Genomic DNA, 15,084 nt, shown 5'->3' with positions numbered 1-15,084 from the left:
GCCCTCCCTTGGAGGAAGCCGCACCCGGCCTTCGTCCTTGCAGCCGTGGCCGCGCAGGCGTCCAGGTCTGCCCCCATGCTGGAAATGAGGGGTGAGACAACGGAGGGAGTGGTGGGGATGGGGACCGTTGTGGACCTCACTCGCTGCCAGGGCTACGCCCAGTTCGTGTTCCTCGCGCCGGAGGTGCCATGCACGGGGAGGAGGGGTTACCGTACGCCACGACCGTCGCCGACGACCGGGTGGAGCGCGTGCCCCAGGCCGCGCCGGCGTGCCCCGTGCAGACGGTCCACCTCGGTGAGGAGGTGAGCGGCGGTGCCCGGTGATCTCGAGGACGGCCGTATCGTTGTCGTCGGCGCGTCGCCGGCCGGGTTGAGCGCCGCGGGGCTTCACCGGCTCACTGGCCGAGGTCGAATGTGAGCCCTACCGCCCTATGACCGACCGCCGCTGTCCAAGCAGGTGCATAGCGATCCTTTACGCACGCTCAGTCAGTCGCGGATCCCGTCGATGTCGACCAGGACATGGCGCGGGCCGCGGAAAATCTGGTTGTGGCGATACGGCGGCGGGTCCTCGACGAGCCGCGGGTTCTCCACGCGGCGGACGAACTCGCCAACCGCGACCTGTACCTCGAGCCGCGCGAGCGGAGCGCCGAAGCAGTAGTGGATGCCCTGGCTGAAGCCGACATGCTGGTTGTCGGGGCGTTCCAGGTCGAGCTCATCGGGGTTCGCGAACCGTTCCGGGTCCCGGTTCGCCGAGCCGTACGCCAGGAATATCTGCGCGCCCTTCGGGATGGTGGTGCCCGCGATCTCGATCTCCTCGCGGGCGGAGCGGGTGTGCCAGAGCTGGACCGACGACTCCAAGCGCAGCAGTTCCTCGACCCCGGGCACGATCAGCTCGGGCCGGCGGCGCAGCTTCTCGAGCGCGTCGGGGTGCCTCAGCAGGCTGAGCACGCTGTGGGCGATCAGATTGACCGTGGTTTCATGCCCGGCGAAGATCAGGAGCAGGGCATTGCTGACGAGCACGTTCTTGGACATGCGCCCCTCCTGGCCGTCCTCGTGCACCAGCGCCGAGAGCATGCCGGGGCCGGGCTGCCTGGCGTACCGATCTAGGAGCTCGCCGGTGTACTGCTCGAACTCCTCCACGGCCCGGCGGCCCCCCGCTCGCCGGCTCTGTATCTCCTCGGATGCCGCCTCCGGGCCGAAATCCAGAGCGTCCAGGGCCGCCTCGATCCAGCCGTGGAAGCGCGGTATGTCTTCCAGTGGCACGCCCAGGACCTCGCAGATGATGGTCACGGGCAGGGGGAAGGCGAAGTCGTCGACCACATCGATCCGGGTCTTGCCCTGCATGTTGTCCAGGAGGTCGGCGGTGAGGCGCCGGATCTCGGGCTCCAGGTCAGAGATCATGTGGGGCGCATGGGGCGGCCCGACGAAATGCGGCGTCATCATGCGGCGATCTCGGTCGTGCTCCGGCGGGTCCTGGGTGATGATGTTCGGCTCCAAAGAGATGATGGTCTCCGTGATCGGCTCGCCCTCGGCCGGGGTCGGGGCGGGAAGCAGCGTGGGATCCGAGCTGACCCGGTTGTCGTGGAGCAGCGCGACGATCTCTCGGTAGGTGCTGACGACATACGATCCGTCCGGTTGCCGCGCCACCGGGGTCTTGCGCAGCTCTTCGTAGAAGGGATACGGATTGGCGCGGTTGGCGTAGCGGAGGGACTGCTGCCAGGGCGTTTCCTCGGCCATGAGGCTCCCCACCTTCCTGTCGTGCTGTCCGGTTGGACGCTTGGTCGCGAGGGCCGCCTCAGCGCCGGGGCCGGAACTCCGCCCTGCGCTCGCTCGGGTCGTGGCCGGTCAGGACGACGTCGGGTATCGCCGTCGGGACGCCCGGCGCAGGGAACTCGGCCGGGATCGGCTTCATCTCGGGGGGCTGGTCCCAGCCCGGCGGCGGAGGCGGGAACGGAGCCGAGTGCTCGATCAGCTTCCCGTAGTACTCCAGCCACTTGCCGTGATCGAAGGTGACGGCGGCGACGATGCGGCCGCGGCGACCGTAGGCGGCGGCGAAGTGGCGCTCCTTGACGGACCCCTGTGTGAAGACGATCTCGTCGCCGAAGGGCGGCACGCCGACGGACTTGATGTTGACGCCGAACTGACCGGACCAGAAGCTGGGCAGCAACAGATGCGGGCGATAGTGAGGCTCGAGGTTCACCATGTTGTGGGCCACGACCTGGGCGCCGAGAACGGCATTGTCCCAGTGCTCCATCGCGAGGAACTGGTACTCGTACAGCACGTGGGGCGCTCGCGCCACGTCCCCTGCCACGTAGATGCTGTCGGTCACCACGCCGTTGATGTCGAAGGCGCGACCGCCGCCGTCGCAGCCGACGCCCCAGAAGCCGGACGCCAGCCCGGCGCCCTCCAGCCATTCCACGTTGCGGATCGACCCCAGCGAGGCCACCACCACGTCGGCGTCGATGGTGGTTCCGTCCGAGAGATGAGCACGCCGCACGTGTCCGCCGGAGTCGCCCTCCAGTGACGACACGCCCAGCCCGCAGTGCAGGTCCACGCCGTGGTCGCGCTGCATCTCCGCGGCGATCTCGCCGATCACCCCGCCGAGCGCGCCGACCAGCGGCGCCGAGCCCCGCTCGGCGACGGTCACCGGGATGTCGAGTTCCCGGCAGACCGAGGCCATCTCCGAGCCGATGAACCCGGCACCGATGATCAGGACCCGCGACGGCCGCGCCGCCAGTGCCTGTTGCAGGCGCATCGCGTCATCACGCGAGCGCAGCGTGTACACCCCGTCCAGAGCGGCCTCGGTCGGGTTCGGCCACTGTCGCGCGCGGGTCCCCGTGGCGATCAGCAACCGGTCGTACGGGACCTGCTCGCCGTCGGCCAGACGCACCTGCTTGGCGGCCCGGTCCAACCCGGTGGCGGCCACCCCGAGCCGCCACTGCGCGTTCACTTCTCGCAGGCGGGGCAGCTTGGTGTGGTCGGCCGGCACCCATCCTTTGAGCACCTGCTTGGACAGCGGCGGACGGTCGTAGGGCTCGTACGGTTCGTCCCCGATGATGGTCAGAGACCCGGTGAAGCCCTCCGCACGCAGGGCTTCGGCGGCCCGCAGTCCGGCCAGGGACGCACCGACGATGACGATCCGGCCGTTGGCCCTGAACTCGCGCACCAGCTCCGCGACCGTTGCCGACACGGTCATGACGTCTCGCTTCCCTCCGCGCCGTCCAAGCGGTCGATCACGATCGCCTGCACCGGACACGCCGCAGCGGCTCGCTCCACCTGCAGGCGCCGCTCGTCATCGGGGTTCGGCTCGTAGGTCAGCGCCTCCTGGCCGGTCAATCTGAAGACCTCGTGCGCCAAATACACGCACTGTGCGTATCCCTGGCATCGATTCAGGTCCACGACGATCCGCATGGGCAGACTCCTTCCGTTCTGTCTCCCGCCCCACAGCGGCCATCAACAACCACCGACGCGGTCATTCGGCTACGCGGCGGTTATCAGGGCCTTCCGTCAGACGACCCCGCTGGACTGCGCGCCCGTCGCCCAGCCGAGGCAGCCGACCGGTTGAGCGCCCGCATGGGTCGGTCGTGTTCGCCACGGCGTTTCTTCGCGGTGGTGCTCACTGTCGATGGGCGTCACGGCCCAGGGGTCGCGGTCAACATCCGATGGCGTCGGCATCAAGATCAAGGTGTACCTAGACAATCCCCCATAAGGGGGATTATTCGCTCCATATTTCATGGTCGCAAACCCGCAGCCAGGGAAAATATGCGCCGTGCCGAGTACTCCAGCCCACAACGGGCGGCGTTCGCGGTAACGGTGCAGTGACCATGGCGCAGGCCGACGGCAACGGCGGCCCGCATACCACCGGCGGGCTCTCCGACAGCGGCAGCGGCCTCGCCAACTCACTCTGGCAGCACCCTTCTTGATCTGCCGACGTTCATCCTCGCCGCGCGCGAACAAGCCCACCGCGTTGTCTCTCGATCACCAGATCCTGGCCGAGTTGAGCGAGTTCCTCGGCTGCACCGTCCTGCTCGGGGTGTGCGTCGAGGACGCCTTCGTCTACACCGACCATGCGGCTGCTCTCCAACGTCCCGGACGAGGAGATGCACCGGCTCCTGGAGCTGGCAGTGCGGAGCAGGCGGAAGAGGTCCCGCAATTCTTCGCCGAGCTCCCGAGATCCGCTCCCGCCGACTCGCCTTCAACCGCGGAGTCACGTTCGCGGACGCGTTTGCCGTGGCCACGCCTGTGTTGGCATCCGACGGCAGTCCGATAGCGGCGATCAGTGCAGCCGTCGCCCCCCAGACGGGGATCGTCTCGACGATGTCTGCGAGGAGCTCAGGAAGGCAGTCGCCGTTCTCGCGGCACCGACCGCGCCTGATCCCCTGCAAAGCCAGGGGTCCGGCTGTCGCCCTCCGGCGATGTCCGCCTGCACGTCCGCTGTCCCCGCCCCGCCGATCGGCACTCGGCGCTCAACGCCGTGCGTGTACGCGTCGGGGGCGCGTGGTGGAGACAGGCTCCCGGCTCTCACCGCTGGTGCTTCAGGGAGCACCGGCGCGCGACATAGCGCCCCGTCCGGCCGTCGCGGCAGCGCTGGCGCACGCCTCAATAGACCTTCAGCAGCAGGAGGGCTGTGTCGTCGGCGCGGTCGCCCGATGGCTGGGCGTGGGCAAGCAGTGTGTCGACGATGTCGTCCAGCGGCCCGGTGGCTTTGGAGAGGACGGCCGCGAGGTCGGTAAGGGCGGTTTCGGGATCGGTGCCGGGGGTTTCGATGAGTCCGTCGGTGTAGAGGAGCAGGAGTGTCCCGGGAGACAGCGGGATGTCGGCGGTGGGGTACTCCGCGGCGGGGTCGACGCCCAGCAGAGGGCCTGGCGGCGCCGCCAGGATGTCGGTGTGCAGGTCGGGGTGGCGCAGCAGGGGCGGGCAGTGACCCGCAGTGGCCAGTTGGGCGCTGTGGCGGACGGGATCGATGTGCGCGTACAGGCAGCTGGCGAGCAGACCGGGGTCGAGTTCGTTGAACAAGTGGTTGGTACGGGCGAGGACTTCGCCTGAGGTGGCGCTGGCGACGGCGTAGGCGTGGACCGCGGTACGCAACTCGCCCATCAGGCCGGCGGCGCCGACACCGTGGCCCTGCACGTCTGCGATGACGGCGGCGGCCTCGGTGTCCGACAGGCGGATAAGGTCGTAGAAGTCGCCGCCCACCTCCATGCCGTGGCTGGCGGGAAGATAGCGGGCGGCCACGTCCAGGCCGTGCATCGCGGGCAGCGTACGAGGCAGCAGGCCGGCCTGGAGGCCTTCCGCCAGCTGGCGGTTGGCGTCGTACTGCCGGGCGCGGTCCAGTGCCTGGGAGATCAGGGCACTGACGGCGGTGAGGGTGGCACGCTCCTGCAACGAGAAGGAGCGGGGCTGTTGGTAGCCGACCACGCAGACTCCGAAGTACTGTCCGAAGGCCATCAGGGGCAGCCACGCCCATGCGCTCATGCCGTCGTCGATGGAGGCGCTCTCGGGGTACGCCGCACGCAGCTCGTCCGGGTCGGCGAAGAAGGACGGCACCCCCTGGGTCAGCCCCCAGGACGGTGCGCCGGCGGTCAGCCCGGGGAGCGGGAGGTCGGAGGTGAGGGGGGCGTGGTCGAAAAGGTCGACCAGCTCAGGGCTGACGCCGTGGCGGCCGACGACCCGCACCCGGCCGGCCTCCGCGACCAGCAATACGAAGCCGTGCGCGTGCAGGGCGACCGAAAGGTGACCGGCCACCTGCTCCACGACCTCGTCGACGGATGCCGCCGCGGCCAGGCCGCCGGAGAGCTGCATGATGTGGTGGTGGGAGTCCAGGTCGGCGGGGCCGGGCGCCGCCCCGGTACCGAGGGCCAGTTCGTCCCGGCTGTGGGCAGCGGCGGCAGGAACGGAGATGCGCAGGCTCACACCGGTACGGTCCGGATAGAACTGAAGGAGCAGTTCTCTGCCGGTACGGGGCTGCTTCACCGTGTAGGACGTCGGGAGCTGGCTCGCGAGTGCGACCTGGTACCGCAGTCGGTAAGGCGCGGGAGCCAGCCACGGCACGGCTTCCCACACGCGGGCACCCAGCAGGTGCGGGAGGCTCACGCCCAGCAGGTCGGCCGCGGTGCGGTCGGCGAAGGTGATCCGTCCTCGCACGTCGAGCCGGCACGCCCCTTCGGGAAGAGCGGCTATGAAGTCCGCCGCGGCCTGAGGGTGAGCCGGTGACGAGGGATGCGCGGGCGTCGGCGGCAGCAGACGCGCCGTGAGCCCGGGCTGCACGCAGTGCCCGGCCTCGGCGGCGTCCTGCAGGAGCACGGCGATACAGCGGGCCGCGGTGGTGAACCGGCCCCGTGCGCGCGCATCCAGGGCGGGCGACTTCTGAGAGAACACCAGCAGCATGGCGCCCCACACGCGGGAGCCTGCCACGATCGGGGTCGCCGCGACGGCGCCCAGGAAGGGAAAGGTCAAGGCCAGGTGGGGATATCGGCCGGCGAATTCTTCGCCGCAACCGACCCACACCAGATGCCGCTGGAGTATCGCTTCGGCAAGCGGGCCCTCGGTTACGGCAGACACCCGTATGCGTCGCAGCAGGCTGACGAACCCCGTGGGCATCCCGAGGGTCGCGTCCAGGACCAGGACTTCGCCGCCGGGCTCGAGCAGGAAGAACGCTCCCGCGTGCGCACCCGTAGCGGCCACCGTCCGGGCCACTATCTGATCGAGCAGGTCCTGGACGGCAGCGGGTTGCAGGTCCTCGCCATTGACCATCTGCCGCGCTCGCTTCGCGGAGTCGTGCGCCTTTCTGCACGGTACGCCTCTCTGCATGATAGGCGGGGCCATGCAGGCCCGCTGCGAAGCCGCCGACGATCGGCAGATGCCCGCCTCGGCGTGGGCGACGTTCAGATGGGGCCATGACGCGGCACTGCCGCCTGCCTACCGTGCCTAAGAGCAGGGCGGTGGGCCAGCCGGCGGCGTGGCAGTTCTGGCTCGACGGAGTCCTGAAGAGCAGGGCCGGCCTGAAAGCAGGACGACGAAGCAAAGACGCAGTCCGCGAGCCACGGGCCGCAACGAGCGAAACACGGCCGCTCGGCCGCGCGTCCCAGACCCTCCGCCCCCGCCACCTGCCCGTCCAGCGCATCCGCCAATTGCGCCATCCCATGCAGTCTCGGACTCCGCCCCACGTCGCAGCTGTCTCCTCACGCCGCGATGGGAAGGGAACGCCGGGCGACATCGCGGGCCTCATCTGGGGAGAGGCCGAGCATGTGCAGGAGCATCTCGGCCATTGCGCCTGCGGCTCGGTCGCTGTCGACCTCGGGCTTGTTCGACCACAGCTCCAAGAGCGCCAGCAGGCTGCCGTTCAGCGCGGTCAGGGCGATGACCGGGTCGGCTACGGAGAAGCGGCCCGAGGCGATGCCCTGCTCCACGTCGCGCTTCGCGCGCGGAGCCAGTCCGCGGCTGGCGCATATGCGGCCGAGCTCGCTGTGGCACAGGATCCGCATGATCTCCGGGTGCGACTCGGCTACGCGTGCGCTGAGCCGCACGCCCCCAGCGACGCGCTCCGCGGGATCGTCGAGGCCGCGCAGATGTTTGTCGATGGCTCGTGCGTACTCCTCCATTGCATCGTCCACGGCCGCGTCGAACAGGTCCGGCTTGGACGTGAAGTGGTTGTAGAAGGAGCCGAAGCCCACGTCCGCGCGCTCGGCGATGGCGTGGATGCTGGCGCCGGTGTCGCCGGACTCGGCCAGGATCTGCCGCGCGGCGCGGACGAGTGCCTGCCGGGTCTCGGCACGACGGCGTTCGTATCGATTCCTGAGCGAGACTGACATCGGCATGCACCCTGGATAATCCTAGCAGTTCTGATAAATTAATCATCGCACCAAATGTCGCGATTGTTCACTTCCGTCGGCGCCTGCCGCCATCAGGGCCCCGCAACCAGGGAGGGGTGGGGCTGGATCCAGACCTGCCACCGGACTCGCGTCAATCGCTCTGATCAATCGATCAATATTGGTGAACTTGACTTTTTCGTCCCCTTTAGTGATGCTTTCATCATGTTTGACGAAATAGTCTGAATGTGCCGGGCGCTGCATAGGACACACGGGGCGGCCGACGTCGCAAAGAGCACCCCTCGGGCCCTGGGTCCCCGCGCTCGCCACCACGGCTACCACCAGACCCCGATCGTGTCGGCCGTCGTGGGTCCTGGCTTGGATCTGCCGTCCTGCGGATCGGTGCACCACACAAGGCCAACACCCCGCGCACCTACGCACCGGAAGGGATGAACCGCTATGAATACCGAAGAAACGGCACTCGCTGAGCCGGTGAACCAAAGCGAGACACCCGACGCGGCGATAGCCATGATCGATGCGGAGGGGACGGTGGTCGGGTGGACGCACGCCGCCAAGCAGCTGGTGGGGTACTCGGCCGGCGAGGTGGTAGGCCGGTCCGCCGCACAGGTGTTGCCGCCCTCCGAGGACGTCCTGAGGGCTAGAGCAGTCGCTGAGCAGTGCCGTGCCGAGGGTGGCTGGTCCGGCACCGTGAAGGTGCGCCACCGCGACGGCCACACGCTCACCATGACGCTGCGGGTCTCGTTGCTGTGGGGGCAGGGCGCCGACACCCGGTGGCTGGTGTCTGTGACCGACATCGGAACACTGTCCTCGGGGGCGGTCAACGGACCGGTGCGGGAGTCGCTCCTCGCCCACGCACCGATCGGCATCGCCGTTTATGACCCTCAGCTGCGCTGCACCTGGGTGAATGACGCCAAGGAGCGCCAAGACGGCGTCCCTCGTGGCCGACGCTTCGGACGCGGCCTGAAGGACTGGCTGCCCGCCGTCGAGGCCGAAGCGCTCGAGGTGGTGATGCTGCAAGTGCTGGAGAGCGGCAGCACCATGGTGCATGAGTACCGGGCGTGGCCGCTGTCGGACAGGCGCCGTGAACATGCGTTCTCGTCCTCGTTCTTCTGCCTCCAGGGCGCGGACGGCACACCACTGGGCGTGTGCTCCATGACCGTGGATGTCACCGGCAACCGACGGGCGCGTGAGCGCCTTGCCATCCTCAGCGAAGCCAGCACGCGCATCGGCAGCACCCTCGACGTCATGCGGACCGGGCAGGAACTGGCCGACCTCACCGTGCCCCTGCTCGCCGACCACGCCCTCGTCGACCTGGTGGAGTCGGTTCCGTTCGGCGTGGAACCCTCGGCAGGGACCGGCACGGCAAGCGGCCGCACCCCGCTGCTGCGCCGGGCCGGCCTGGCCTCCCTCGACATGGGCGTCCTGGAGTTGCCGTGGGTGCGCGAGGAGGTGATCCACCTCGTCCCGATCTCGCCATTCGCCACCGCACTGCGCACGGGCAGGTCCTACCTGGAACCCGTGCTGAACACCCATGCCGGCCCCTGGGTCGAGAACGATCCGGTGCGGGCGCAGAAGGTCCGTGACAGCGGCATCCACTCGCTGATGGTCGTACCCATCCGTGCGCGGCGCAGCGTGCTGGGCCTGGCGGTGTTCGGCCGCTCCGAGGAACAGACGCCGTTCCAGGAGGACGACCTGCTCCTCGCCGAGGAACTCGTCACCCGGGCCGCGCTCAGCCTGGACAACGCCCTGCGGTACGCACGCGAACGCACCACCGCCCTCACGCTCCAACGCGACCTGCTCCCCCACCGGGTGCGAGGCGGTGCCGCCGTCGAGGTGGCCTCGCGCTACGTGCCGGCCGACATGGACCACGGCGTGGGGGGTGACTGGTTCGACGTGATCGAGCTGTCCGGTGCCCGGGTGGGCCTCGTCGTCGGCGATGTGGTCGGACACGGCATCAACGCCGCGGCGACCATGGGCAGACTGCGCACCGCCGTGCGCACGCTCGCGGACCTGGAGCTGCCTCCCGACGAACTGCTGGCGCACCTCGACGACACCGTCCGGCGGTTGAACGACGCAGACGCCGACGATTCCGACGAGGACTCCGTAGTGAGCGCCACCTGTCTGTACGCCGTCTACAACCCGATCACCCGGCAGTGCACGATGGCGCGGGCCGGGCACCCCCCGCCCGCGATCATCGACCCGCAGAGCCAGGTCACCTTCCCCGACCTGCCCGCCGGTGCCCCACTCGGCCTCGGCCTCGGCCTGTCCGCCTTCGAGTCCGTGGAACTGGAACTCCCCGAGGGAAGTGTGCTCGCGTTCTACACCGACGGCCTGGTCGAGTCCCGCGACGACGACATCGACGTCGGCCTACACCGCCTGGGCGCCGCCCTTTCACAATCCGACCGGTCCCTGGAAGACCTGTGCTCGGAAGTCATGGAGACCGTGCCGGCCCAGGCACACTCCGACGACGTCACCTTGCTCCTTGCGCGAACCATCGCACTCCAACCGGCCCGGGTCGCGTCCTGGGACCTGCCGAACGAGCGGGCCGCCGTGCGCACAGCCCGGCACCTGGCCGCGCGTCAGCTCAGCGAATGGGGGATGGGGCATCTCATGACCACCGTGGAACTGATCGTCAGTGAACTCGTCACCAACGCCATCCGCCACGGCCGCGGGCCGATCCGCCTACGGCTCATTCAGCACCAGGTTTTGACCTGCGAAGTTTCCGACACCAGCACCAGCCACCCACGCCCGCAGCATCCGCGCACCCTCGACGAGAACGGCCGCGGCCTCTTCCTCATCGCTCGGCTGTCCCGCAGGTGGGGCTCCCGCTGCGCAGGAGACGGCAAGATCGTCTGGGCCGAACAGGACCTACCCCCCGCAGTCGTTGCTCAGGGATGCCCGAGCGCCGGCAGTCCACTGCAGCACGCAGGGCACTGAGCGCAACCAGAGGTGAGCCCGTCGGGACCGGACGCCCGTCCCCCGTCACCCCGCCCTCCTACAAGGAAGTGGGCAAATGAGCATGAACGATCTTAATCACGCAAACTCGGCACGTGATCCACAAGGAATGACGCGCGGGACCGGTTCTCGTCCCAACAGGTGGAACGCCGGCGATGGCGTGGCAGCCGCCGTGGTCGACGATCGAGGCACGGTGCTCCGGTGGACCGGGGCAGCGAAGGACCTGACGGGGTTCACGGCCGAGAATGTCTGCGGCCGCCCCGTACAGGAACTGCTGGCCAACCCCACGGACGAACTGCACAGGTCCACGGAGATGCCGGAATCCGGCCAGGTACGGCTGCGGCATCGATCCGGCGACGCCATCGATGTCGCCTTCCGGACCTCTGCGGTGGAAGGCTCCGCGGAGTTCCTTGTCCTGGCGGCACCCGCACACCACGTCTCCGACCACGAGCAGGGCGCAGCACTCCTGCGCGCACTGTCCTCGCAGGACGGGATCACGATCGCTCTGCACGACACGGATCTCGCCACTGTGCAAACGAACGCCATGCTGGGTACTCTCGACGGCCGTCCAGTACAGCCCGGCACTCGGCTGTGCGACGTTCTGTGTGCCGAAGACGCCGAGAGCCTCGAGGCAGTACTGCGCCAGGTGCTCGAGACGGGCGTCCCGGTGATCAGCAGGAACCAAGAAGTGAGCTGGCGGCACGATCCGGCGCGGCAGCACGCGCTGTCGCTGTCCGCCTTCCGTCTGGAGGACGCGCGAGGACGCCCCACGGGGGTCGTGGCCCTGTACATCGACAACACCGACCATATGCGCGCTCGCCATCATCTGGATCTCGCCGGCAAGGTGGCCGAGCAGGTAGGAGGATCCCTGGATGTCGTCCGCACCGCGCAGGATCTGGCGGACGTACTCGTACCCGCCTTCGGGGATCTCGTCGCAGTCGACCTCTCGCAGTGCGTGTTCGACGGGGACGAACCCCCGAAGCAGCTGGGCGATGGAGGTGTTTGTCTGTGCCACGCGGCCCATGCGCCGGCCACGGCGGTCTGGCCGACCGGCACCCGGCACGGCGACCCCGTCCCCTACGTGGTGGACCACCCCATCAACTTGCAGACCGGCGAGGCAGTCACCCATGACCGTGCCGACGTCGTTGCCCTGATCGGCAACCCGCAGCTGGTCGAGTATCTCGTCCTGGAGGATGCCCATTCGGTGATGGTGGCACCGCTGTACGCCCGCGGCCTCACGCTCGGTGCCATATCGGTCTGGCGTACCGGGCGATCCGACCCGTTCACCAAGGACGAGGCGGATCTCATGACGCAGATCGCCTGGACAGGCGCGCTCGCCATCGACAACGCCCGCCGTTACACCCGCGAGCACCGGGCGGCAGTGGCGCTGCAGCAACGCCTTCTTCCTGCGCCCACGACCGACACCCCGGCAGCCGAGACCGCCGCCGTCTACCTGCCCGCAGGCGGCGGAGCGGAAATCCGCGGCGACTGGTACGACGCCATCCCTCTGCCCTCTCTCCGCCTGGCCCTTGTCTCCGGAGACGTGATCGGCCACGGCATGCCCGCGACCGCCACCATGGGCCGCCTGCGCACCGCCATCCAGACCCTCGCCGACCTCGAACTCGAACCGGACGAAATGCTCACCCGGATCGCGGACCAGGTCCAGCGCCTCATGGCCGAAGCCCCACCCGACGACGTCGTCGGTGCCACATGCCTGTACGCGGTCTACGACCCGGTCACCCGACGCTGCGCCATAGCCAGTGCCGGGCACCCGCCACCCGTCCTGGTCCGGCCCGACGGGACCGCCGAGGCCGTCGGGATCTGCCCAGGGCCACCACTTTCCATCGGCGACATGCCGTATGAGACCACCACGATCGACATCGAGCCGGGCAGCGTCCTCGCACTCTGCACCGACGGCGTGGTCGAACGGCGCGACCACGACATCGACCAAGGGCTCCGGTACCTGACGGATGCGCTCGCCGCGTCCTGCCGTCCGGATCGCGCTCTGGACGAAACCGGCCGGGCCGTCCTCGCCGACCTGGCAGAACAGGCACCGCGCGACGACGCGACCCTGCTGCTGGCCCGCACCCGCGCCGTCCCGGCGAAGGACACCGCTCGCTGGGAGATCCCGGCCGATCCTGCCGCCGTCTCCGAGGCCCGGGAATGGACAACCCGCCAACTCACCAAGTGGGGGCTGGACGACCTCCTCTTCGCCACCGAACTCATCGTCAGCGAACTGGTGACGAACGCCATGCGCTACGGTCGTGCGCCGGCGGAGCTGCGCCTGATTCGCCACGACGTTCTGGTCTGCGAGGTCACCGACTCAAGCAGCAGCCAGCCCCGCCTGAGGCGTGCCCGCACTACCGACGAGGGAGGTCGCGGCCTCTTCCTCGTCGCTCAACTCGGCGCGCGCTGGGGCTGCCGTCATGGACAGAACCGCAAAACGATCTGGTCCGAGCAGCTCATCGAGTGTCCCCCGTGACCGGTGGCCTTCTCGTTCCGGGTGTGTCATGCCGTAGCCGACGACGAGGTGGGCGCATCAGAAGCCCGGCACCTGCAGCAGACGCTCGCCACCTGGACCGTCTGGGCCGGCCCAAGCCCCGACCCCCCACTTGGACCCTCACCACGTCCCCGCACACCCCGAGTTCGCTGCCGGCCGCCCTCTCCGAGAACCTCGCCCACGGAACCGGCACCCGCCAGGCGTAGACCGCGGACCGCGAACGCAAGAAGAATCTCGGCGCCACGCTGCCGGCCATCGCGGCGGGTCACAGCGGTACCGTCTCCCGCTCATCCTGGGCAACGACCTCGCCGGGGTGGTGGTGAAGGTCGGCGAACGTGCCGGGGCGGTCCTTGTCGGGCCGCGCGTAGATGATCCAAGAAGCGAAGGCCGGCTGGCCGAAAGGCCAGAGGAAACCGGGAGTTGGGGCCTTCACCCGCTCTCGGATAACTCGCCGGATACGGGTCCTTGGCCCGGCCCGAAAAGGGCGCCCACGTGGATCAGGTGAGCCTTTGAAGTCACCACTGCAAGGAAGCCGGAACCGAGGGACAAGTTAGATACCGGAGGCGAACATGGAGATCACGGCACCTGTCGCGACGCTCGCGCCTGCGATGAACGGACCCGAGGACGACTTACTCGACTGGCATAGCATCGACTGGGCCACCTGCGAGGAAAACGTACGGCGGCTGAGGCAGAGGATCTTCAAGGCAACGCAGGACGGGGACCTCAAGAAGGTCTGCAACTTGCAGAAGCTCATGCTGAGAAGCCGCAGCAACACGCTGATCAGCGTGAAGCGGGTGACGCAGCAGAGCAGTGGTCGCGAGACCGCTGGCATCGACGGGGAACGGGCCCTCACGCCGAAGGCGAGAGGCACGCTGGCGGCCGAGATCCATCGGTCGTCGAAGCCCTGGAAGGCCAGGCCGGTCAAGCGAGTGTTCATCCCCAAGAGCAACGGGAAACAGCGACCACTCGGCATCCCGGTCATCCGTGACCGGGTCCTCCAGGCCCGCGTGAAGAACGCGCTGGAACCCGAGTGGGAAGCGCGGTTCGAGCCGAGGTCCTTCGGCTTCCGGCCCGGTCGCAGCTGCCAGGACGCGATATCCGCGATCTTCTGGACGGTCAAGGGCAAGAACCCGAAACGTCTGTGGGTCCTGGACGCGGACCTGTCGGCGGCATTCGACCGAATCGACCACACCCACCTCATGACCATGCTCGGCCAGTTCCCCGCACGGGACCTGATCCGAGGATGGCTGAAGGCGGGCGTGATCGACCGCGGCCGGTTCGCACCGACCGAGGAGGGAACTCCTCAAGGCGGTGTGATCAGCCCGCTGTTGCTGAACGTTGCTCTGCACGGACTGGAACAGGCCGCTGGGTGTCAATACACGGTGCGGGCCGGGCGCGAGCCCGGCGCGATGCCGGGCACCCCCGTGCTGGTGAGGTATGCCGATGACTTCGCGCGCCACGAGGCGCCGCACAACCGGGTGGGGGTGGAAGGACTCCACCGCCTGGCCGTCGCAGCGGCTGGGTGAAGCTGAGGGCAGCCTGATCCGGGAGACGCCGGGGAGGGTGGGAAGCAGCCCTGACAACGCCGAGACGCGTCGGCACTGCCAGACGGCGTGGGTTCGGCAAGCGAGACGAGAAGGTGTACGAGAGGAACCAGTGCCAAAGTTCCGTAAACGGCGTGCCAGCTCAAATCTGGTGGATATGGGTTGGTCAGCAGTGCGTGGGCGTCTTTCGGGTCGTCCAACTCCGAAGCCGGGGGAAGTCGCCGGTGGGGAGGCCATGGTGAATGACTGCGGCGTAG

General features: G+C 68.7%; 8 protein-coding genes and 2 pseudogenes. 4 read left to right on the top strand and 6 right to left on the bottom strand.

The genetic code is table 11. The features are described from left to right. Positions 1 to 117: 117 nt before the first annotated feature. Positions 118 to 323, top strand: a pseudogene (locus OG456_RS35345) (ferredoxin). Positions 324 to 485: 162 nt separating this feature from the next. Here the strand turns inward: OG456_RS35345 and OG456_RS35340 are convergent. From OG456_RS35340 to OG456_RS35320, 5 genes are all read right to left on the bottom strand, one after another. Next, entirely contained in the window at positions 486 to 1,736 is a 1,251-nt protein-coding gene (locus tag OG456_RS35340) for a cytochrome P450 (RefSeq protein WP_266568232.1), read from the bottom strand. Positions 1,737 to 1,794: 58 nt separating this feature from the next. Then, entirely contained in the window at positions 1,795 to 3,195 is a 1,401-nt protein-coding gene (locus tag OG456_RS35335) for an NAD(P)/FAD-dependent oxidoreductase (RefSeq protein ID WP_266568230.1), read from the bottom strand. Beyond that, the gene (locus tag OG456_RS35330; protein WP_266568229.1) at positions 3,192 to 3,410 is read right to left on the bottom strand and encodes a ferredoxin; all 219 of its coding nucleotides are present in this window, start codon (positions 3,408 to 3,410) and stop codon (positions 3,192 to 3,194) included. The genes OG456_RS35335 and OG456_RS35330 overlap by 4 nt, the downstream gene beginning before the upstream one ends. 1,188 nt (positions 3,411 to 4,598) lie before the next feature. Beyond that, positions 4,599 to 6,752, bottom strand: a complete 2,154-nt coding sequence (locus OG456_RS35325; protein ID WP_266568227.1) for a SpoIIE family protein phosphatase — start codon at positions 6,750 to 6,752, stop codon at positions 4,599 to 4,601. Between the two features lie 428 nt (positions 6,753 to 7,180). Beyond that, positions 7,181 to 7,816: a TetR/AcrR family transcriptional regulator gene (locus OG456_RS35320; protein ID WP_266568225.1), complete on the bottom strand. Its 636-nt coding sequence runs from the start codon at positions 7,814 to 7,816 to the stop codon at positions 7,181 to 7,183. A 450-nt stretch (positions 7,817 to 8,266) separates the two neighbouring features. Here OG456_RS35320 and OG456_RS35315 point away from each other — a divergent pair, with 450 nt between their 5' ends. Both OG456_RS35315 and OG456_RS35310 read left to right on the top strand, forming a co-directional pair. Continuing rightward, a complete protein-coding gene (locus tag OG456_RS35315) occupies positions 8,267 to 10,765 on the top strand; it encodes a SpoIIE family protein phosphatase (RefSeq protein WP_266568223.1) in 2,499 nt (832 codons plus the stop codon). A 127-nt stretch (positions 10,766 to 10,892) separates the two neighbouring features. After that, complete coding sequence (locus OG456_RS35310; RefSeq protein WP_266568221.1) at positions 10,893 to 13,265, top strand: SpoIIE family protein phosphatase; 2,373 nt, start codon at positions 10,893 to 10,895, stop codon at positions 13,263 to 13,265. 283 nt (positions 13,266 to 13,548) lie between these two features. Here the strand turns inward: OG456_RS35310 and OG456_RS35305 are convergent, their stop codons facing one another. Next, positions 13,549 to 13,716: a hypothetical protein gene (locus tag OG456_RS35305; RefSeq protein WP_266568220.1), complete on the bottom strand. Its 168-nt coding sequence runs from the start codon at positions 13,714 to 13,716 to the stop codon at positions 13,549 to 13,551. 136 nt (positions 13,717 to 13,852) lie between these two features. On the opposite strand from OG456_RS35305, the pseudogene OG456_RS35300 reads away from it, so the two are divergent. Beyond that, positions 13,853 to 14,734, top strand: a pseudogene (locus OG456_RS35300) (reverse transcriptase N-terminal domain-containing protein); the annotation flags it as partial. Positions 14,735 to 15,084 lie beyond the last annotated feature (350 nt).

Source organism: Streptomyces sp. NBC_01446 (assembly GCF_026340095.1).
Taxonomy (GTDB): Bacteria; Actinomycetota; Actinomycetes; order Streptomycetales; family Streptomycetaceae; genus Streptomyces; species Streptomyces aureus.
The sequence above is the reverse complement of the archived record's forward strand: the minus strand, read 5'-3'. Positions and strand labels throughout refer to the sequence as shown.

Coding starts and splice junctions, on each gene's coding strand:
- OG456_RS35340 (WP_266568232.1), bottom strand. CDS start 1,736: ATGGCCGAGGAAACGCCCTGGCAGCAGTCCCTCCGCTACGCCAACCGC.
- OG456_RS35335 (WP_266568230.1), bottom strand. CDS start 3,195: ATGACCGTGTCGGCAACGGTCGCGGAGCTGGTGCGCGAGTTCAGGGCC.
- OG456_RS35330 (WP_266568229.1), bottom strand. CDS start 3,410: ATGCGGATCGTCGTGGACCTGAATCGATGCCAGGGATACGCACAGTGC.
- OG456_RS35325 (WP_266568227.1), bottom strand. CDS start 6,752: ATGGTCAATGGCGAGGACCTGCAACCCGCTGCCGTCCAGGACCTGCTC.
- OG456_RS35320 (WP_266568225.1), bottom strand. CDS start 7,816: ATGCCGATGTCAGTCTCGCTCAGGAATCGATACGAACGCCGTCGTGCC.
- OG456_RS35315 (WP_266568223.1), top strand. CDS start 8,267: ATGAATACCGAAGAAACGGCACTCGCTGAGCCGGTGAACCAAAGCGAG.
- OG456_RS35310 (WP_266568221.1), top strand. CDS start 10,893: ATGACGCGCGGGACCGGTTCTCGTCCCAACAGGTGGAACGCCGGCGAT.